We start from the raw sequence: 21424 nt of genomic DNA, 5'->3' as shown, positions 1-21424 counted from the left end.
GTTGGAAACAATAAAAAATAAGTATCAAAATCTAGTAAATAGCGCTGGATGGTATATAAAAAAGGTTCCGGAAATAATTTCCGGAACCTTTTTTATACAATATTGATATTGATCTGTTAATTTACCCGAATCGGATCTGCTGGTTTTTGTAGATTTTTGTAAGGGTAGGTTTTCATTTCTTCCAATAAAATCTTCACCGTTCTTTCCAATTGTGGATCACGTCCTTCTAAGAGATCCTTCGGCAATTGCTCTACAAATATATCCGGAGCGACACCCTCATTTTCTATAATCCAGTTACCTTTCAGGTCGTATACCCCAAAGTTTGGCGAGGTGATGCGTCCTCCATCCAACAACGGCGGATATCCGCTGATACCAACCAGAATACCCATTGTAGTGCGGCCAACTAGCTTACCTAAGCCTTTGAAGCGGAACATATAAGGCATCATATCACCTCCTGAACCCGCATTTTCGTTAATAATCATCGCTTTTGGTCCATAGATACCATTGCCCGGCGTGGTAAATCCTTTACCGTCACGGATCCCCCACCCAGCAATTAATTCACGTGATAGTAAGTCAATGACATAATCGGCTACCCAGCCACCACCATTGTTTCTTTCGTCCATCAGAAGGGCCTTTTTATCCATCTGGGAGAAATAATAACGGTTGAAGTAGGTGTATCCCTCCGGACCGGTATTTGGCATGTATACGTAAGCTATTTGTCCATTGCTTAGCTGATCCACTTTCCTGCGGTTACGTTCTACCCACTCCATGCTGCGCAAGCTCATTTCGTCTGCAAAGGAAATTGGTTTCACAATGACTTCGCGAGCGCCGACCAGCGATGGTTTGGAATTAATTTTTACCGCCACCTGTTTGTCTACAGTATTATCAAATAAACTATAAATGTCTTTATCTTCCGTTAATTCAATCCCGTTTACTGCAACAATATAATCACCTTCTTTGATATTCAATCCCGGTTCTGCCAACGGAGCCTTAAAAGAAGGATTCCATTCCAGACGTGTAAGTAACTTCGCGATCTGGTAATAGCCATTTTTGATCGTATAGTCGGCTCCTAATACGCCCACCGACACAGATGGGGTAGAAGGCTGGTCACCCGGATAAATATAATTGTGTCCAACAACCATTTCGCCCATCATTTCGTTCAATAAATACCCCAAATCAGAACGATGGCTAACAAAAGGGAGAAACTTCTCATATTTGGCTTTCATGGCTTTCCAGTCAGCTCCATGCATATTCTCCACATAGAAATAGTCCTTCTGCATTGCCCATACTTCATTGAAGATCTGTTTCCATTCTGCGACAGGATCCACCAATTGTTGAATACCATCCAATTTGATAACACCTGCAGTCGGGGAGGCGACTTTCTGTCCGGCCGGCACGATATTATAACCGTTAGCTGTCTGATATAACATCTTCTTGCCATCGGCACTGATCACAAAGCTACGGGCATTCTCCACCAATGTCTTATTTTCCAGATCTTTAAAATCATAGGCTCCGATGGTACCTCCACGCTGATATGTCAACTGGTTTGGAACCAGACCGTTCAGATTCCAATAGGTACCTGCTGGCAACGGTAAAGCGACAATGCGGTTTTCAATACGGTCAAAATCTACCGGAATGATTTTGTCTTCAGGCTTATTGGCCGGAATTTCCTCCTTTTTATCCTTTTTCGTTGCCTTTTTATCGTTTTCTTTTACGCGCGCTGTTTTGTTGCTTTCTTTTTCAGCCGGTTTGTCCGGTTTATCTTCACGAATCTGCTCTTCATCACTTTCGTTCTTAAAGAAAGAAGGGGTCTTACTTGATAGAATGAAAGCATATACAGCATAGTCAACATTACGTTGTGTAGCCGACATGTGCAGACCAGAATTGGTCAATCCTGTATTGGTACTTGCTGTGAAGAAAAGATATTTACCATCCTGTGAAAAAGCAGTGCTACGCACCGAACTCATACCATCTGTAATCTGCTGCGTTTTCTTGGTATCCAGATTGTACATAAACACAGCCGGTACGCCGTTTTCTAAGGTACGTGTAAATGAAATCCATTTGGAATCCGGAGACCAGCTCGGTTGAAAATGATTCGAAACTCTGCCGGTTTGGCCGCTCAGTTTATCGTCCGCAACCTTCACTATAGCCTTAGATGCGATATCAATATAGTACAGATTGAGATGAGCGTCGTTATAAAACAGCTTTTTCGAATCTGGAGACCATGTAGGTTCAAAATAAAAATTGGTCTCACCCAAATTGAAATATAGCGGCTGATCCTTTCCAAACTGATCCACTAAAACTAACTGGTAAGAACCGTTCTTATCTGAAATATAAGAAATCCATTTTCCATTGGGTGACCAATCTGGGAAACGTTCGTGTGAACCCGGTGAATTCGATAAATTGCGTGCTTCACCTTTCTCTTTAGGTACGGTGAAGATCTCACCGCGAGACTCAAATAATGCACGTTGTCCTGTCGGAGACAGGGCAGCATAACGAATGTCGTCTTTGATATTTTTATAGAAAGGACGCTTAAACATGGCATCCGTGTTTACGCTAATGTGTAGGGCAGTTACCTTATTATTGTTCGTTAGGTTTAATGTATTCAATACACCCGCGTATTCAAAAATCAATTCATTGCCGTTTCCATTTAGCGAGCGCACATCGTAATCTTTGAAATCAGTCAGCTTTTCAACTTTCTTTGACTTGGTATCATAACTGAAGATGTTGACTATTTTATCGCGATCTGACAGGAAATAAACCTTATTACCTAACCAAAGGGGTTTCACATCGTTGCTTTTTACCTGGGGAATTGCATCTATTTCCTTGGTTTTTGTATCAAAAATCCAGATGGTAGGTGTACCGCCACCTCTATAGCGCTTGAAAGCTACGCGATCCCGCTCTGTCGGATCGGTATTTTTGATATAGGCCCAATAGCGCCCGTCTGCGGAGGGGCTACCCTGTGTTGCTTCGGGCATCAATAAAGCCTTATCCATACCCAGTCGCTGAATATTAGAGCTGTATAACCGTGGGCTTAGCGCATAGGTAAAATCACGGGATGTCGTATAATAAACTTCATCATTATTCAGCCAGCCACGTAATACATCGGAAGAAGGGTGATAAGTGATGCGTTGCGGTTCCCCTCCTTCGATAGGGAGAACATACACATCTGTATTACCGTCATAATTGCCCGTAAAAGCAACTTTCTTTCCATCAGGAGAGAACATGGGGTTTTGTTCGACACCGGGATTTGTTGTTAGACGTCTGGGATTTGCACCGTTCTTGTCTGCAATCCAGATATCTCCACCGTACACAAAAGCAATATTACTGGCGCTGATACTTGGATTTCGGAGTAATAAAGTTTCTTGGGCCTTGACCTGTAGAAATGAGGTTCCAATCAAAAACGCCGCAATAAACTTAAAATGAGTTTTATTCATAAATGCTCAATGGTTAAAATTAATATGCAAAGCTACTATTTTGTTCAGCACATTGCTCGGCATATCAAATTCATAAAAATATAAAGGTTACAACTTACTCTACAAAGCTACTATTTTGCTCAATAAATAGCCTCGTATATCAACAAAGTTGCATAAAAAATATCGTAAAAAAAAAGCCCTGCTTTATGGGCAGGGCTTTATCCTTTTATTAACGATTAAAAACCGTATTCTTGCTCGATTTCCAATACGATACCTTCGTCTACCAAAACGCGACCACAATGTTCGCAGATAATGATTTTTTTACGTTGACGAATTTCAGATTGCATCTGAGCAGGGATTTTATTGTGACATCCTGAACAGCTATCACGATCGATAGAAACGACCGCCAAACCATTTTTGAAAGAATTACGTAAACGGTAGTAAACTTTTACCAAACGCTCTTCGATATTCGCTTCCGCTTCTGCAGCTTTGGCCAATAAAGCATCTTCTTCCTTTTGAGTTTCTGAAGTAATTGTTTCCAATTCTTTCTTTTTACCCTCAAGTTCATTTTTGCTGTAATCCAGGTTACCTACAGTAGCATCGTAGTTTTCTGTTTTGTTACGAATCTCGAATTCTGCTTCTTTGATTCTCTTTTCACAAACCTGAATCTCAAGACCTTGGATTTCAATTTCTTTCGAAATAGCGTCGTACTCACGATTGTTTTTTACCTCATTTAACTGCGACTCATATTTTTTGATTGCAGCTTGGGCATCCTTAATCATGTTTTTACGCTTAACGATCGAATCTTCTAAATCGTCTAAGTCTGTTCTGATCTTCTCAATACGAGTCTCTAAACCCGCAATCTCATCTTCAAGATCTGCAACTTCCATAGGCAACTCACCACGAACCTGGCGAATTTTGTCTATTTTAGTATGTATGGCTTGCAAAAGCCATAGTGCTTTCAATTTTTGTTCTACGGTTTGTTCCATCAACTGTAGTATTTTATAGGATTTGTATCTATTTCTGTTGTTAAGGTTGCAAAGTTAGGAAATTTTTTCGTAATAATGTCGTACAATAATTCTTGCGTAAATTGTTCGCTCTCAAAATGTCCCGTATCTGCAATGACAATTTCACCCTCCGCATCAAAAAATTCATGGTATTTATAATCAGCCGTAACAAAAAAATCAGCTCCTGAGCGCTTTGCCGCCCCTAATAAAAAACCGCCTGCACCACCGCACACAGCAACCCTGCTAACCTTTTTGCCTAAAAGCGCGGTATGGCGAATAACATTTAGTTTGAGATTCTTCTTCAGATAAGCCAAAAACTCTTGTTCATCCATAGGCTCCGATAAATTGCCGATCATTCCAGCTCCAATTTCTACCGCAGTATTCTGCAAATCAAAAAGATCATACGCGACCTCCTCATAGGGATGGGCCTCGTAAAGTGCCAAAAGAAGTTTTCTTTCAATTGAACGGGTATAGATCACTTCAATCCGCGTTTCTTCGACACGTTCCTGTGTTCCTATTTCGCCGATCGTAGGTGCAGATCCTGTCAAAGGCCTGAAACTTCCATAACCGGCCGTATTAAAACTGCATTGGTCATAATGCTTACCGATCTGGCCCGCTCCGGCTTCAAATAGGGCTGTCCTGACTTCTTCTACATGGCTCCTTGGCACAAATACCACCATCTTGCGCAGTACATTGGGTTTTGATTCCAATATCGCCTGATTAACTAAGCACAGCTTATCTGCTATTTTTGAATTAACACCTCCAATAACATTATCCAGATTGGTATGTATTGCATACAGTGCGATTTTGTTTTCTATAGCTTTTATAACAGTACGCTCTACATAATTCTTTCCGTTGAACTTTTTTAATCCTTTGAAAACAATGGGATGATGCGAAATAATTAAGTTGCACCCTTTTTCGATCGCTTCCTGTACAACTTCCTCCGTACAATCCAACGAAATTAATACTTTGGTAATCTCTTGATCTGCATTGCCGACAATAAGCCCGGCGTTATCGTAAGATTCCTGCAAATCCAATGGAGCCAACTGCTCCAGGTATTGAATAACTGCTTTAATTTTCATCGTTTATAATAACCTCCTTTTCTCGAAATTTATCGTGTTCTTCTAAAATTCTACGGTTTGCATTGATATTAAACCAGTAATTAGCCAATGTGACAAAGTGCATGATTACCAGCACACCTGAAATAGAAATCGGCAGGGGAATATTTGTAGCCAAATAGATCCAGGCATATAACGATCCTTTCCGAAAAGTCGGATTCTCCTCAACAGCAATCTTGCGATCATAGAACTCATTGATGAGCGAATCCCGCAGACGGGAAGCAACCTGAAAGTTCCAGTAAATATTGATCAGTGGAACGGCAACCAACCAAGACTGATTGGGTGTCATCAATCTATTTTCCACGGCTATCAAGTTTAATGTCCGGCGAATTGTATTCGCAAATAACAACCAGATAATAATGCGTATAACGACCAGGCCTAAGGCTGCATACAGTACTTCGGGTTTACTTAATTCTTTTACTAATTCTTCTTGCGTCATTGAAATATCTTACTCTTATTTATTTTTCGTGTAATAACAAATCTACTAATTCTTTCAGCTTTTTTATTTGCGGATTGTGATCGCTGATCAATTCAACGGTTTTAAAATGACGCTGCTTTGCTTTCGCATAAAATGGATAAAAGTCGTCTTTGTCTATTGCCTTATTATCTTCGTAAGTCAGGATATAAGTTGCGGGAATTGTCTCCCGTTTCGGGTTTCTTAAACCGATTTTATCAGTCATCGTTTTCAAAGGATGGGGGACATCCCGCGGAAACTCGCGTTCGTTCTTTACCCAAAATGGAATAATAAAACCGTCCTTCTCAAGTTTTAAAAGACCATTGTCCCCATCAGGCTTTACCATCAAACTCAGGACGGATTCCTGATCATCCGGAAGGATGGCATCTAAATAGACCAACTTTTTTATCCGATCCGGAAGACTGTCTGCTACACCGGTTATTATCATTCCACCGTAGCTATGTCCAACCAATACAATATCCCGGAGATCTTCAAATAATATCTTATTGATAACATCGTTGATGTGGTTCTGTAAACCAATAGAAGTGTCCGCTAAATGATAACGTTCTCCCAGGCCCGTTAGTGTGGGGCGATAGGTTTTATGTCCTTCTTTCTCCAATTCATTTGCTGTCTTTTTAAATTGCCAGGCACCACCCCAGGCACCATGCACAATAACATAAGTAGTTTGCTGTGCATAAGTAGATTTTAAGCCTACAGCTAATGAAAAAAACAATATAAAATAACCTAATCCACTAAATTTCATTACATTATATTTACATCAAATAATCTTATCACTATTTCTAAATCTACTCAACAATTTGCTATGTTCCAACATGCATTTATCGTTTTGTTACCGAAAAAGGTAAACGTGAGTGCTCACTTATTAAACAAACCTCCCTTAATTACTGTTTAACTACCTATTTCATATAAAAATCGCCTTATCAGATCAAGCAGGGTAGGGGAGAACGCAACAAAAAAAAGTCATACATACAATAAAAATATGGTTGGTTTTTTATGATAATCCACTTTTTGTTTTTTCCATTCCGCGATGGTCAGACTCCGTATAGATTCATCGGCTGAGGTCACATTGCAGGCTACACAGAGCTGAGTATTCGGTTTGCAGGTTTTCAGAAGATCCTCCAGCAGGTGATTGTTACGGAAAGGTGTTTCGATAAAAATCTGAGTTTGCTTCTCACGCATGGATTGTAGCTCAAGATCTTTAATCTTCTTCGTACGTTCGTTTTTGTCAATGGGCAAATAACCTTGGAAAGCGAACTTCTGTCCACTAAATCCTGAAGCCATAAGTGCTAATAAGATGGAGCTGGGGCCAACCAATGGCACCACTTTAATTCCGAGCTGATGCGCGCGGGCCACAACAGAAGCGCCCGGATCCGCTACTCCCGGACAGCCAGCCTCCGACATGAGGCCCACATTTTTACCTTGCTTCAAGCCCTCAAAAAAATCATTAATATTTCCTTTGTCCCGTGCATGTTTCCCATAATCATGTATTTTCAATTCACTTTGGGGTATCTTTAAACCTGCTAGCTTTAGAAACTTTCTTGCAGTCTTTTCATTTTCCACGATATATTCGTCCAATGTATTGATTGTTTCAACCAAATAAGGAGTAAAAGACTGGAATGCAGCATCATCGCTCAGAGGAACGGGAATTAAATATAATATACCATTTGCCATATACAAACCTACTAATTAACGATCATTTGATTGTAGTAATTTTATACTTAGCATAATTTAACCTTTAAAAATGATTAAGTTTGCAAATTTTAAACTCATTATTAGTATTTTAGCATAAGTATTTGTTGCAACAATAAACATCATCCAAATGATCACACAAATTACAGAAGGCGTAAAAATCTCGGTTGAAACCATCTATCAATCGGAGTATTCTAATCCCGACCGTGAACATTTTATGTTTGCTTATCACATTAGCATAGAAAATCTGAGTGATTACACGGTACAATTGCTAAGTCGTTACTGGAAAATTTTTGATGCAAAAGGCGACTATAGGGAAGTATCAGGCGAAGGCGTTGTAGGCGAGCAACCTGTCATCGAACCTGGCCAGATACATCAGTATACTTCGGGATGTAATCTTAACAGTGAATTTGGTTTCATGGAAGGTCATTACAACATGATCCGTTCTTTGGATAATAGCAGTTTTCAGGTTGAAATACCACGCTTCAATCTGATTGCGGATTATGCATTGAATTAAATTTATCAAGGTAATATCATTATTGCCGATTTATCACACAACGAAGCTTTTTTCGCATCGAATAAGAAACTATTTCTTTATTTTTGCGTGCATTCTAAATCAACTGTTACTGAGACCATGCTGCGCGAAGGCAATTTACCCGTCATGCACCGGTTAACATCGTATAGAAAGCCACCCAACAGATTTAATTAGTCAGCAATCAAAACAGATTATTGATTCAATATATAAATAATTGAAAATCAAAAAGATATACAACTATTTGATTTTCAAAACATTAAAAAACCATCAAGGGTAATGGATTCTTGAAGGGAATTTTATTGTATTAAAAATGACTAAAATTAATTTTTGGGTGATATAACGTGAGTATTTTAGCTACAGAACAAGTAAGCCATTCCTTCCACGATAGGTGGCTTTTTAGAGATTTACACTTCGGACTCCAAAAAGGAGAACGGGTGGCTTTGGTCGGAATAAATGGTACAGGCAAATCAACATTGCTTTCTATTTTAGCAGACCGTACCTTGCCAACATCAGGAAAAGTTGTCAAGGAAAAAGGTATAAAAATTGGTTTTCTCGAACAAGATCCTGATTTCACAGGATTAAAATCAATCAACGATTTTATATATAGTGCGGACAACGATCAGCAGCGTCTAATCAGGGAATATGAAGAACTTCTCGAAAGCAGTGATATCGACCAGAAAAAATTAGAAGATCTTACTGAAAAAATAAGTTCACTGAACGCCTGGGAATATGAGCATAATATCAAGACGATTTTAAATCGCCTAAACATTATGGACTTTCAACAGGATATAAAAAGTCTCTCCGGGGGCCAACGCAAAAGGCTGGCATTAGCCAAGCTTTTGATAGATGAACCAGACGTATATATCCTCGATGAACCAACCAACCACCTGGATATAGAGACCATTGAATGGTTAGAGAAGCTGCTTACCACCGGAAATAAAACGGTACTTTTGGTCACACACGACCGCTATTTTCTCGATAATATCTGTACGGAAATCCGGGAACTGGACAGGGGCAATCTATATATTTATAAAGGCAGCTATGCTTATTTTTTAGAGAAGAAATCGGATCGCGAGACGATAGATGCAGTCATGGTCGAAAAGAGCAGAAATCTACTTCGTAAAGAGTTGGAATGGATGCGGCGCCAGCCTCAGGCTCGGGGTACCAAATCGAAATCCCGTATAGAAGCGTTTTACGACCTGGAGGAAAAGTCAAAATCAATAAAGGGAAACGACTCCGTTCAACTTAGTGTAAAAGTAAGTAGACAGGGATCTAAAATTCTTGAACTGGAACATGTATCCAAACATTATGGACCAAAAGAAATCATTACGGATTTTTCTTACACCTTCAAAAAAGGAGACCGCATAGGTCTGGCTGGAAAGAATGGAACAGGTAAATCGACCTTTCTAAATCTTATCACAAAAGAAGAAACCCCAGATGCCGGAACCATAGCAGTAGGAGAGACCACCGTATATGGATACTATAAACAAGGAGGTCTCGAAGTAAACGAAAATGACCGCGTACTTGATGTTGTAAAAAATATTGCGGACTATATTGAGATGGCAAACGGAGAAGTAATTACGGCATCTCAATTACTCACGCACTTTTTATTTCCTCCGGAGAAGCAGTTTGGCTTTGTCAACAAACTTAGCGGCGGGGAGCGAAAACGTCTCCAGCTGATGCGGGTATTAATGAAGAATCCAAATTTTCTTATACTGGATGAGCCTTCCAATGATTTGGACATCGATACCCTAAATGTACTTGAAGAGTTTCTTGACAACTACAGGGGCGTACTGATATTGGTATCCCACGACAGGTATCTCTTGGATAAGTTGACAGATCAACTTTTCATATTTGAAGGGACAGGCAAGATCCGTATCTATAATGGAAACTATGCCGACTTTAAAATAGAACAAGACGAGCTTCAAAAGTTAGAAAAGGAAAAGCAAAAAAAGAATATCCAGGAAATAGCGAAACCTCAGATAAAAGAAGAAAAGAAAAAGCTTTCTTATAGGGAGCAGCTCGAATACAATAAACTCGAATCAGAAATAGAAAGCCTCGAACTACAGGTGAAAGCCAAGACTGAGGAACTAAACCAACTGACAGATCACACCAAACTTTCAACAGTGGCAGAAGAGATAAAAACGATGCAAGAACAAATAGATCAAAAGTCAGAGCGCTGGTTATATCTTGCCGATTTTATATAAAATTTTTCATTGGGTTTCACGTGGAACCTAAAGAAAAGAGTAAATTTGTAGATAAATAAAAAGCCACGTTTCACGTGGAACAAGGATATAAAAATGTTTAAAAAATACAATGTAATTGTAGTAGGTGCCGGACATGCCGGATGTGAAGCAGCAGCAGCAGCAGCCAATCTCGGTTCTTCCACTTTACTTATTACAATGAATATGGGTGTGATAGCTCAGATGAGTTGCAACCCAGCTATAGGTGGTGTAGCCAAAGGACAAATCGTAAGAGAGATAGATGCGATGGGTGGATACACCGGAATCATTGCAGACAAATCAACTATTCAATTCCGCATGCTTAACCTTTCAAAAGGTCCGGCAATGTGGAGCCCACGTACACAAAATGACCGTATGCGATTTGCGGAAGAGTGGAGATTACAATTAGAATCTTTACCTAACCTAGACATGTGGCAAGACACCGTAAAAGAGGTCATCGTTAAAAACGGAAGAGCATGCGGCGTAATCACTTCCATGGGAATAGAAATTGAATCAGATGCTGTTGTCCTAACAAATGGAACATTCCTAAACGGTGTGATCCACATCGGTGATAAAAAATTTGGCGGCGGTAGGACAGGAGAGAAGGCTGCTACTGGATTAACCGAACAGCTCGTTTCACTGGGCTTCGAATCGGGCAGAATGAAAACGGGTACTCCACCGAGAATTGATGGTCGCAGTCTCAACTATGCGCTCATGGAAGAACAATGGGGCGATGAAAAGAAGGGACGTTTCTCCTATACAGATGTAGAGATGCCCACCGAACAACGCTGTTGCTGGATTACATATACCAACGACAAGGTACATGAAATGCTCCGCACCGGCTTTGAAAAATCACCCATGTTTACCGGACGGATCAAAGGGTTAGGACCACGCTATTGTCCATCCATAGAAGACAAGATCAACCGCTTTGCGGAGCGTGAGCGACATCAGATTTTTGTGGAACCGGAAGGATTCAAAACCGTGGAAATATATGTAAATGGTTTCTCGACTTCGCTTCCCGAAGATGTACAACTAAAAGCTCTTCAACTCATTCCGGGTTTCGAAAATGCCAAGATGTACCGTCCGGGATATGCAATAGAATACGATTACTTTCCACCGATGCAGCTTGACCTAACATTGGAAACTCAATTGGTGAAACACCTTTTCTTCGCCGGACAGATCAATGGAACCACAGGGTACGAAGAAGCAGCAGCACAAGGTTTCCTTGCAGGTATCAATGCACATCAACGTGTCAATGAGGATAAAGAACTTATTCTAAAAAGATCCGAGTCCTATATCGGTGTACTGGTGGATGACCTTGTCACAAAAGGAACCGAAGAACCCTACCGTATGTTCACTTCGAGAGCAGAGCACCGGCTCTTATTACGTCAGGATAATGCCGATATCCGCCTTACACCATTAGCGTACAAACTGGGATTGGTCAGTGAGGAAAGACTAAAGAAAGTAGAGGCTAAAATAGAAAATTCGAATAACATCATTGAATACCTCAAGCAGAATTCAACCGATCTCGAGAAGATGAATGCCGTAATGGCCGAAGTGGGTTCAAGTGCACTTGCACAAAAAACTCGTTTAAGTAACGTACTTGCCCGACCGCAGGTTAATATACAGGACATCGTCAAAGGGGACGAAGGCTTTGCTCAATACGTTTCTCAATTTGACAACGAAACCATAGAGCAGGCTGAAATTAATCTCAAGTACGAAAGCTATTTCGAAAAGGAAATCGAGATCGTCAACCGCATGAAGAAGATGGAAGATAGAGAAATTAATCCTGATTTCGATTATAGTTTGTTAACTTCACTGTCCATAGAAGCCAGGCAGAAATTAGCGAAAGTAAAACCCAGAACATTGGGGCAGGCTTCCCGAATTTCAGGCGTATCACCGTCAGATATCAGCGTTTTGATGGTACATATGAGTTAATTAATTGATTACCAGATAATTATAAATAATAAAAAACAAGCTTAAAATAAGCGATTTAAGACAATATTCTATTTTTTATGACAACTTCTTTAAAAAATAATAAAAGTAGTTCAGAGAGGCTAAAAAGTAGCTTAAAAACGAGATTACTTATTTTAAGCATGTTTATAATGCTCATTGGCTTGTCAATACAATGTGCGAGTATACAACAGCCGACAGGGGGGCCCAAAGATTCCATTCCACCAAAAATTCTACAGGAAAGTCCTACGAACTTTTCGAAGAATTTTACGGAGAAAAAAATAGTGATCACATTTGATGAGTATGTCAAGTTGGCCAATCAACAAAAGGAATTTAGTATCACGCCTGATATGGGAAGTAATCCCCAATTCAAAATCAAGAAAAAAAATCTGGAAATCACTTTACCTGATTCGCTGGAAAAAAATACGACCTATAGCATCTATTTTGGTAAAGGTCTTGTAGATTATAATGCAGGAAATGCATTGGTAAATTATGCTTATGTATTTGCAACAGGTGATAAAATTGACTCGCTCAGTATATCGGGTAATGTAAAGAGCGCAATGACAAAAGAGGTCTTAAAAGAGGTTAAAGTTCTGCTAATCCCCATAAGTCAAGATTCAATTTTCGGAAAAAAGAAAGCCAATATTTTTACAACAACGGATACCGCCGGAAATTATAAACTAAATAATCTGCGTGAAGGGACATATCGCATATATGCACTTCAGGAAAAGAACAATGACCGAATCTATAATGCACCTGATGAAGAAATAGGATTTCTAAAAGATTCCATCGTATTGGAACGCGATCTTACCAACATCAATCTTGAAGTATTTAAAGCAATTCCAAAAAAATTCCGCATCCAGGAAAAGAAGTTTGAAAAAAATGGTAGTGTACTGCTCATTTTCAATAGAAGAGTAGATAAACCCAAACTTAATATTCTGAATGATGAGGTCAACAACAAGGATAAAATAGTACGGTTCTCGAAGAGTGCTGATTCTGCAACGTTGTTTCTGCCAAATCTAAAAATAGACTCTTTAAAACTCGTTCTAACGGAAAATGAAAAACCTCTGGATACCATTCTCGTCAGAAAGGGAAACGTAAAAATTGAACAGGTTATTGACCCGCAATTTACACCAAATAACGGAAAAGTGGACAGAATCAATCACCTTCAGGTATCAGCTTTTACTCCGATAAAAAATATAGATAAGGCAAAGCTAAAGTTTAAAGAAGACTCGCTTGTAAGAACAAATTATCAATTAGCAGTGGATACAAATGACTCCAATATTTACCATATCCGTTATAATTGGAGAAAGGATAAAAAATATCAAATAGAATTTACCGAAGGTGCCATAACAGGGTATTTCGGGGAACAAAATAAAGAGAAAAAATTCGATCTGACATACGACGATAGCGAAAATTATGGGGATCTAACCTTTGATTTCACCGACCTGGATAGCAACACAACCTACCTGGTCGAACTGATCAATGAGAAAAAAGATAAAATATATAGAATTGATAAAATCAACAGCAATAACGCTTCAGTAGTTTATAAACAATTTCCAGGGGGAAAATATACCATCCGCGTCATTCGGGATGACAATGACAACGGCATATGGGATACCGGAGATGTTGAAAAGAAGACTTTTCCCGAGCCCGTTGTTTATTTAAACAAGGTTTTCACGATACGTGCAAACTGGGAACAAAAAGATAGTTTTTCTCTAAATGGCCTCAAAAAGGAATAAAGTCAAGGCCACTGCTAAAAATAAAGGCGAAAATATCTTGCTAATACGTTTAAGCTAAAACCAAGAACTATATAATACGTAGTTGTGTGGCAACTGCTGTAAAAGCGCTTTCTGTTCCTCAGTCAGCGCTTTTATCTTTTTAGCCGGAACGCCGGCATATAAAAAACCGGACTCACAACGCGTATTCTCCAAAACAACAGCGCCCGCTGCAATAATTACATTAGACTCCACTACGGCATTATCCATTACGATAGCCCCCATTCCGATCAATACGTGATCCGCCACGACACATCCGTGTACCATTGCCTGATGGCCAATATTCACATAATTACCAATAGTAGTCCCACACTTTTGATAAGTACAGTGAATAACAGCCCCATCCTGGATATTGGTATAATGCCCTATACGAATATAATTAACGTCTCCGCGTATTACCGCATTGAACCATACCGAACAATGGTGTCCAATCTCCACATCGCCGACAATAGTCGAATTGGGTGCTAAAAAGCATTCCTCCGCTATCAATGGAGACTTGTCCAGAACAGGTAAAATAAGTGCCATATCTCCTAAAATATTGTGTCTTGTAATACAGTTGAATGCTGTGGATAATCCGTCGTATAATGTAGGCCCCTACTCTCTTTCCTCAACATAGCCGACTTGGTTACAATATAGGCTACCTGGATCACATTACGCAGTTCACAAAGCTTCACAGAGAGCCTCGTGTTACGATAAAAGTCCTCTGTTTCCTCATATAATAAATGAAGACGCTTTAAGGCTCTTTCCAATCTAAAATCCGACCGGACAATACCTACGTAGTCACTCATAATTTTCTGACATTCACGCAAGTTATGGCTGACCAAAATATCTTCATTAGAAAGTGAAGTCTTGGAGTCATCCCAATCCGGGACATTAGTAACATAATGTATGGATTCAATCGCTTTGGTCGCATCCAAAAAGATGCGATGCGCATATACAAGGGCTTCCAGCAAAGAATTCGAAGCTAAACGATTTGCCCCATGTAGTCCGGTTGACGAACACTCCCCACAAGCGTACAGGTTGCGTATACTGCTTCTTCCGAAATCATCCACATATATTCCCCCGCATAAATAATGTGCTGCCGGAGTGACCGGTATAAAGTCTGTCGCCATATCCAATCCGATGGAGAGACACTTCTCATAAATATTTGGAAAATGCTTAATGATATCCTCCTTATCCCTATGGGTAATATCCAAATACACATAATCTATACCGGATTTTTTCATCTCCGCATCTATAGCGCGCGCAACAATATCCCTGGGAGCCAATGATGCCCGCTCGTCATATTCCTCCATAAAAGACTCACCATCCACCCGTCTAAGAATCCCTCCGAAACCGCGAACGGCTTCAGACACCAAAAAAGCCGGAGAATCCTTAGGATTATATAATGAAGTGGGATGAAACTGCATAAATTCCATATTACGCACCTTGCCCTTAGCCCGGTAAACCATGGCTATACCGTCACCGGTAGCAATAGTCGGGTTAGTTGTACTCGAGTACACGTGACCAGCTCCACCGGAAGCCATGACAGTCACCCTACTTAAAATTTTGTCCACGAGGTGGGATGAAGTATTGAAAGCATAGATACCATAACAGGTTATATCCTCCCTATTCTTATCCACATATTCCCCCATATGATGTTGGGTAATCAGATCTACGGCAAAATAATGTGTGACAATTTCAATATTGGGATCGCTATGGGCCTGCTCCAACAATGCTCTTTCTATTTCGTAACCTGTTATATCCTTATAATGAAGAATACGGTGAGCCGAATGCCCGCCCTCTTTAGCCAGGTCATATACCCCCGATTCTTCCTTGTCAAATGAGGTTCCGTAGGAAATAAGTTCAGCGATTCGATCCGGTGCTTCCCTAACGACGTTTTCCACAATTTCCACATCACATAATCCATCCCCAGCTATCTGAGTATCAATGATATGCTTTTCGAAGCTATCAGACTTATCCACAACGGCAGCCACTCCCCCCTGCGCATATTTTGTATTAGACTCATCCTCATTGGACTTCGTGACTATCAACACTTTACCAAATTTTGAAGCCTTTAACGCAAAGCTCAATCCGGCAATACCTGATCCAATGACCAAAAAATCTACCTTTCTATCTGCCATATATTTTAAATTCACAAACTATCCCCAAAAGTGATGGTTGAAATTAACGAAAAATGTGGAAAACGTGTAAATAAAAGGTTAAATAAAAATGAAAAGTATTTAACATTCCACAGATCCCCTATTCACAGCACGAATTCCAATTATTTTTCCGCATAAAATTTGATAGATTTCCACATTTTCTCGACAGCGACTATTCAACAAAAAATTATGGAAAATAAAAAACGTCAAAAATTAGATTTTTAAAAATCAGCTCTTTAAAGCAAAAATTCTGTTGAAAAATTGTTGAAAACTCTATAAAAACCGCAAATCAAAATCGATTCAGATCAATTTATACCACTTTTCCACACCCTAATAAACAATAAGAGAATCTTTAATTTAAAATATTAGTATTTATTGAAAAAAAAGATTGTGGAATACGTTCGAGAATCTTTGTTTAGCTTTGTCAATATCGAATCAAACCTATTTAGGATACGATATTTGGAAAGGGATAAACTCCCCTTTTGAAATATTCAATTCTAAACGGCTTTATTTTCGATAACTGGATTCTTGAGGTATTTTAGACCTTTTTAGAATGGAATATTTTTTTTAAAACTTTTTAAACAACTTTTTATGGAATTATAAAAGGGTTTGTATCGGCATTTTTATGGTCTTTAAGCCCAGAAATTGGTTTTTAAACCGTTTAGACTAAATTATTTAGACTTTGGTAGCTTTATTTCAATTTTATCAAAGTCTGAAAGGCTTTGATAATTTTGAGATTGAAAGAAATATGCATTTTGAGCCGTTTAGGTTTAGATATTTGATTTTTTTTAGAAAAAAATTGAAAATATGCCGTGCAGAGAGTGTTTTCGATGAATTTTTATGGAATATTTAAATTTGGATTTTATCGATATGCTGTTTTCGTTTCTCTAAAGCGATTTAGATTTGCATATTAGATTTTTTTATAAATTTTTAAGATTTTATGGCATTTTAAGTGACTTTGGATCAATCGGAATTATTTTTTGCTACTGGAGATTTCAAAATGTTGATTTATGGACATAAAATCTGGCAAATCTGTTCGGAGATCAGTTTATAGTTGATTTCTTTGCAATATTTGAAATTTTGGAGGATTTTTTGGTAATTATGCGATTTTTGGAGGGTTTGTTATCAATTTTAATACAATTAAACTCAATTAGAATTGAATATTTTTTTTGTAAATGCCGTTTTGATTGATTATTGGATTTTAAGCGGTTTGATAACAGGTTTTGCTATAGATCTTTGAATCGCCTCCATTAGCAAATGGCAAATGGATCAAATTCGTGGAGATTATTTTTAAAAAATTATTGTGGAATGAAGATTCTTACTATATTTGCGACCCAGTATCTATTGGGAGCTTTAAAAAAATATAATTTAGTCTTTTAGATTTTGATAATTACCATTATCAGCTATAATAAATTTTTTAGACGAATGTCAAGGGGCTTATTTTAAAAATAAAGTCCTCCTGATTGCGATAGATTTTTATTTTAAATGCTATATCGGATTTAATGGATTGTAAAGCCCTATTTTTACTATTGAAAATAGCTCTTAATAATTTTTATATCCTTATTGTAATTTTATTATTTTATTAATTAATAAAATAAAATATAAGGTGTACTATTCTCTATTCAAGTAGGATATCACTAGTATTGCCTAGTTGAGATTTTTTCAACTTATTCATTCAAAACCTATTGAACCGAAAAATAATTTGTTTAAAGCTCTTCATATAAGCTGGTTTAGATTTTCATAAAATTTTATTCAGCCCATAACAGCGCAAATATCGCATTCTATGGGGCTTTAACTTTTGCTCTTATAATTTCATAGATAAAATAAACCCCGCCAGTTTGCGCTATAATTTTTTATTTTCAATTTTTACAGAATAATCGTATCCTAAACGGCTTTGAAGTACGAAAGCACCGAATAAACTGTTAAACTAATCTTCGCTATTCAAAGCTGCTCGAAACTATCCTAGCCCAGATAACTGTCTTTGCCTGGCTATCGCGAATAATTTCGCTTTTAATATGTTAAAGTATGTGTCGTGCTGTTTTTCAATTTGAGGCCTCTTACAATCAATTGTACGATATGATACTATAATTCATCGAAAATATCAGATTCTCATGGACTTTAATTGAGATGATAATTGAAAAATTAGACCTAACGTATATCCTTCCAATTTTATGGACTCAAATTGTAAATTTTATCGAAATAAAGCCTTTTAGGTTTTCCTAAAAGCATCCCATTAGGCTATTGTATGTAAATATTCAATTCTGAACGAGTTTATAATGGAAGCAGCCATAATGCTGTTGCAGTTCATTGTTTGTCGTTAGATATGCTATGGTAATATGTGCTGCTACTCGTTTGAAACAGGGGCAGCACTTTCCTACTAAAGCCTTTGAGCTTTTCATATATTTTTTCTTTCTTTTTCTCTTGGCAAATTTTGAATTCTGGCGGGCACAAAACGATAACAGCATGTGAAATGTTAATAAATAAAGCTTCCGTTTGTGCTATATTTTTGCTTGTTTTGTATTATGCCTAAGAACGTTCAATAGGCTGAAAATGGAGAGAAAGTCATTTTCTACGTTGGAAAGATTTTGGTACAAACCCGCTGAGCTTTTTATATATGGTATATTGCCCCGGTAGTTTTCTGAATATCCGACTCAAAAACGGTTTAAATTGGGTAATATCTTTATATATTTATTTTAATGATAATAATTTAATTTAAAATTTATAATATCTTCCTGCTATTGCTCAGCTACATATTTGATTAATTTGCTTTTTATTGACTTTTATATATGTAACAATGCGTATTTTTGCTGTTCATAAACTGTTGAAAGTACCCGCATGGAAATTGTAAATTATGAGCTTCAGGCAAAAGGATATAATGATGCTCCGATTGACCCCTCATTGGATTTGGTAGCTGAAATCCAACGATTGAAGAAAGAAAAGAATGCTGTAGTTTTGGCACATTACTATCAGGAATCTGAAATTCAAGATATTGCAGACTATATTGGAGATAGTTTAGGCTTGTCCCAGGAAGCGGCAAAGACAGATGCCGATTTAATTGTTTTTGCCGGAGTACATTTTATGGCGGAGACAGCGAAGATACTTTCGCCCACAAAGAAGGTTATCTTGCCGGATGCTAAAGCTGGATGTTCGTTGTCGGATTCATGTCCACCACACTTGTTTGCTAGATTTAAGGAACAGTATCCAGATCATTTGGTCATTACCTATGTCAATTGTACTGCCGAATTAAAGGCGCTTTCGGATATTGTATGTACGTCGAGTAATGCAGTCCAAATTGTGGAGAGTCTTCCGATAGATCAGAAGATCATTTTTGGACCCGATCGTAATCTTGGAGCTTATGTAAGGAAAAAAACGGGCCGTGATCTCGTGTTATGGAACGGTGCTTGTATGGTCCATGAAATTTTTTCTCAAGATAAAATTGATCGCCTGAAGAGTGAATATCCTGAAGCTAAGTTTATTGCTCATCCTGAATGTGAAGACCATATTTTGGCTAAAGCGGATTATGTGGGTTCCACATCGGGGATGCTTAAGTTTACGCAAACAGATAATGCGCAGGTTTATATTGTAGCCACAGAATCTGGAATTCTTTATCAGATGCAGAAAGCAAGCCCAGGGAAGACTTTTATTCCTGCACCACCAAACAATGCCTGTGCATGTAATGATTGCCCTCACATGAAGCTTAATACGCTTGAGAAGCTTTATAATTGTTTGAAATATGAATCGCCTGAAATTTTACTTCCTGAGGATGTCATACTTCGCGCACAACGTCCTATTGAGCGGATGTTGGAGATATCCGCAAGTTTGGGATTGTAATAATTTGTATAATTTTTGATGATAATCTATATAATAACACATTGGTTATCATATAGATTATTATTTTTGTAGTGCTATTAACGGAGCTAAACCATCGCGATTATGAGATCCTTGTCTGGGCATTATATGATAGTTTAAAATTTTAAATTTTTTAACATGTTTGATTTTGATAATACTGAACGCACCAGCCTGGAGGACATGGGGGAGTTCGGTTTAATTGACTACATAAGTAAAGCAGTGGAGCTGACCGAAAAATCTACCATTAAAGGAATTGGTGATGATGCAGCGGTATTGGATTTTGAAGGAAAGAAAACCTTGATTTCTACTGATTTGCTTTTGGAAGGTATCCATTTTGATCTGCGATATGTCCCTTTAAAGCATTTGGGATATAAGGCCGTACAGGTCAATTTGAGCGATATCTATGCGATGAACGGAATAGCTTCTCATATTACGTTTTCTATTGGGTTATCCTCGAAATTTCCACTGGAAGCCGTCGAAGAGATCTATCAGGGAGCCTTAATCGCCTGTAAGAAGTATAACGTCGATCTGGTTGGGGGGGACACTTCGGCTTCTGCCCAAGGTCTCGTTATCTCTGTTACCAGTGTAGGTTATGCAGACGCGGATAAGATTGTCTATCGTAACGGAGCGAAGGAAGGCGACTTATTGTGTGTATCTGGAGATTTGGGAGCAGCATATATGGGATTGCAACTATTGGAAAGAGAGAAAGATATTTATTTGGAAAATCCTAATGTGCAGCCGGATTTGGAGGGTAAAGACTATATTGTTGAACGTCAGCTAAAACCGGAAGCACGAAAGGATATTGTAGAATTATTTGCAAAATTAGATATCTTACCTACATCAATGATGGATATTTCTGACGGCTTGGCTTCCGAAATACTTCATATCTGTCGACAATCTGATAAAGGTTGTAGATTGTATGAAGAAAAAATTCCATTGGACCAGATGACCTACGATACCGGACGGGAATTCGGTATTGACCCAACTGTAGCAGCACTTAATGGTGGTGAGGATTATGAACTGCTGTTTACAATAGCACAGGCGGATCACGATAAGATCAAGAATTTACCTGATATCAGTATTATAGGCTACATGACGGCAGCTTCAGAAGGCTGTGAAATGATTTCTAAATCCGGAAATCTTTATCCAATTACGGCCCAGGGCTGGAACGCTTTTAAAAAGAAGGGTTAAATTAAGATAACTAAAGAGAACAGCAAAGTTTTCAGTGAATGGATATTGAA

14 protein-coding genes are annotated in these 21424 nt (G+C 38.5%); 6 read left to right on the top strand and 8 right to left on the bottom strand.

Annotation, left to right across the window (positions count from 1 at the left end):
• Positions 1–116: 116 nt before the first annotated feature.
• The 6 genes from HMAT_RS20735 to HMAT_RS20710 form a co-directional block, all read right to left on the bottom strand.
• On the bottom strand, positions 117–3437 hold the full coding sequence (locus HMAT_RS20735; RefSeq protein WP_104384771.1) for a S41 family peptidase: 3321 nt from the start codon (positions 3435–3437) through the stop codon (positions 117–119).
• Positions 3438–3652: 215 nt separating this feature from the next.
• Positions 3653–4405 (bottom strand): zinc ribbon domain-containing protein, encoded by a 753-nt coding sequence (locus tag HMAT_RS20730; protein WP_104384770.1) that lies wholly within the window; start codon positions 4403–4405, stop codon positions 3653–3655.
• On the bottom strand, positions 4405–5505 hold the full coding sequence (locus HMAT_RS20725; protein ID WP_104384769.1) for a Nif3-like dinuclear metal center hexameric protein: 1101 nt from the start codon (positions 5503–5505) through the stop codon (positions 4405–4407). Before HMAT_RS20725 ends, HMAT_RS20730 begins: the two co-directional genes overlap by 1 nt.
• Complete coding sequence (locus HMAT_RS20720; protein ID WP_104384768.1) at positions 5495–5980, bottom strand: hypothetical protein; 486 nt, start codon at positions 5978–5980, stop codon at positions 5495–5497. Before HMAT_RS20720 ends, HMAT_RS20725 begins: the two co-directional genes overlap by 11 nt.
• Before the next feature lie 19 nt (positions 5981–5999).
• Entirely contained in the window at positions 6000–6758 is a 759-nt protein-coding gene (locus HMAT_RS20715; protein WP_104384767.1) for an alpha/beta hydrolase, read from the bottom strand.
• 218 nt (positions 6759–6976) lie between these two features.
• On the bottom strand, positions 6977–7687 hold the full coding sequence (locus HMAT_RS20710; RefSeq protein ID WP_104384766.1) for an SAM-dependent methyltransferase: 711 nt from the start codon (positions 7685–7687) through the stop codon (positions 6977–6979).
• A 148-nt stretch (positions 7688–7835) separates the two neighbouring features.
• Between HMAT_RS20710 and apaG the strand changes: the two genes are divergently transcribed.
• The 4 genes from apaG (at position 7836) to HMAT_RS20690 (ending at position 14157) form a co-directional block, all read left to right on the top strand.
• Positions 7836–8222, top strand: coding sequence for a Co2+/Mg2+ efflux protein ApaG (gene apaG, locus HMAT_RS20705; RefSeq protein WP_104384765.1), 387 nt, complete (start codon positions 7836–7838; stop codon positions 8220–8222).
• A gap of 359 nt (positions 8223–8581) precedes the next feature.
• Positions 8582–10447: an ABC-F family ATP-binding cassette domain-containing protein gene (locus HMAT_RS20700; protein WP_104384764.1), complete on the top strand. Its 1866-nt coding sequence runs from the start codon at positions 8582–8584 to the stop codon at positions 10445–10447.
• A 93-nt stretch (positions 10448–10540) separates the two neighbouring features.
• On the top strand, positions 10541–12400 hold the full coding sequence (gene mnmG, locus HMAT_RS20695) for a tRNA uridine-5-carboxymethylaminomethyl(34) synthesis enzyme MnmG (RefSeq protein WP_104384763.1): 1860 nt from the start codon (positions 10541–10543) through the stop codon (positions 12398–12400).
• 158 nt (positions 12401–12558) lie between these two features.
• Positions 12559–14157, top strand: coding sequence for an Ig-like domain-containing protein (locus HMAT_RS20690; protein ID WP_233789472.1), 1599 nt, complete (start codon positions 12559–12561; stop codon positions 14155–14157).
• 54 nt (positions 14158–14211) lie between these two features.
• Here the strand turns inward: HMAT_RS20690 and HMAT_RS20685 are convergent, their stop codons facing one another.
• A complete protein-coding gene (locus HMAT_RS20685) occupies positions 14212–14718 on the bottom strand; it encodes a gamma carbonic anhydrase family protein (protein WP_104384761.1) in 507 nt (168 codons plus the stop codon).
• 5 nt (positions 14719–14723) lie between these two features.
• Positions 14724–16316, bottom strand: coding sequence for an L-aspartate oxidase (gene nadB, locus HMAT_RS20680; RefSeq protein ID WP_104384760.1), 1593 nt, complete (start codon positions 16314–16316; stop codon positions 14724–14726).
• Positions 16317–19169: 2853 nt separating this feature from the next.
• Here nadB and nadA point away from each other — a divergent pair.
• Both nadA and thiL read left to right on the top strand, forming a co-directional pair.
• Positions 19170–20165 (top strand): quinolinate synthase NadA, encoded by a 996-nt coding sequence (gene nadA, locus HMAT_RS20675; protein ID WP_104384759.1) that lies wholly within the window; start codon positions 19170–19172, stop codon positions 20163–20165.
• Positions 20166–20321: 156 nt separating this feature from the next.
• The gene (gene thiL, locus HMAT_RS20670; RefSeq protein ID WP_104384758.1) at positions 20322–21374 is read left to right on the top strand and encodes a thiamine-phosphate kinase; all 1053 of its coding nucleotides are present in this window, start codon (positions 20322–20324) and stop codon (positions 21372–21374) included.
• The last annotated feature ends 50 nt before the right edge of the window (positions 21375–21424 follow it).

The sequence above is a fragment of the Sphingobacterium sp. HMA12 genome (assembly GCF_002933815.1).
Lineage (GTDB): Bacteria > Bacteroidota > Bacteroidia > Sphingobacteriales > Sphingobacteriaceae > Sphingobacterium.
Note: the sequence above shows the minus strand (reverse complement) of the source record. Positions and strands in the feature narration are given on the sequence as shown.

What these genes read in the sequence shown, in the direction of transcription:
- HMAT_RS20735 (WP_104384771.1), bottom strand. Translation starts at nt 3,437, where the DNA reads ATGAATAAAACTCATTTTAAGTTTATTGCGGCGTTTTTGATTGGAACC.
- HMAT_RS20730 (WP_104384770.1), bottom strand. Translation starts at nt 4,405, where the DNA reads ATGGAACAAACCGTAGAACAAAAATTGAAAGCACTATGGCTTTTGCAA.
- HMAT_RS20725 (WP_104384769.1), bottom strand. Translation starts at nt 5,505, where the DNA reads ATGAAAATTAAAGCAGTTATTCAATACCTGGAGCAGTTGGCTCCATTG.
- HMAT_RS20720 (WP_104384768.1), bottom strand. Translation starts at nt 5,980, where the DNA reads ATGACGCAAGAAGAATTAGTAAAAGAATTAAGTAAACCCGAAGTACTG.
- HMAT_RS20715 (WP_104384767.1), bottom strand. Translation starts at nt 6,758, where the DNA reads ATGAAATTTAGTGGATTAGGTTATTTTATATTGTTTTTTTCATTAGCT.
- HMAT_RS20710 (WP_104384766.1), bottom strand. Translation starts at nt 7,687, where the DNA reads ATGGCAAATGGTATATTATATTTAATTCCCGTTCCTCTGAGCGATGAT.
- apaG (WP_104384765.1), top strand. Translation starts at nt 7,836, where the DNA reads ATGATCACACAAATTACAGAAGGCGTAAAAATCTCGGTTGAAACCATC.
- mnmG (WP_104384763.1), top strand. Translation starts at nt 10,541, where the DNA reads ATGTTTAAAAAATACAATGTAATTGTAGTAGGTGCCGGACATGCCGGA.
- HMAT_RS20690 (WP_233789472.1), top strand. Translation starts at nt 12,559, where the DNA reads ATGTTTATAATGCTCATTGGCTTGTCAATACAATGTGCGAGTATACAA.
- HMAT_RS20685 (WP_104384761.1), bottom strand. Translation starts at nt 14,718, where the DNA reads ATGGCACTTATTTTACCTGTTCTGGACAAGTCTCCATTGATAGCGGAG.
- nadB (WP_104384760.1), bottom strand. Translation starts at nt 16,316, where the DNA reads ATGGCAGATAGAAAGGTAGATTTTTTGGTCATTGGATCAGGTATTGCC.
- nadA (WP_104384759.1), top strand. Translation starts at nt 19,170, where the DNA reads ATGGAAATTGTAAATTATGAGCTTCAGGCAAAAGGATATAATGATGCT.
- thiL (WP_104384758.1), top strand. Translation starts at nt 20,322, where the DNA reads ATGTTTGATTTTGATAATACTGAACGCACCAGCCTGGAGGACATGGGG.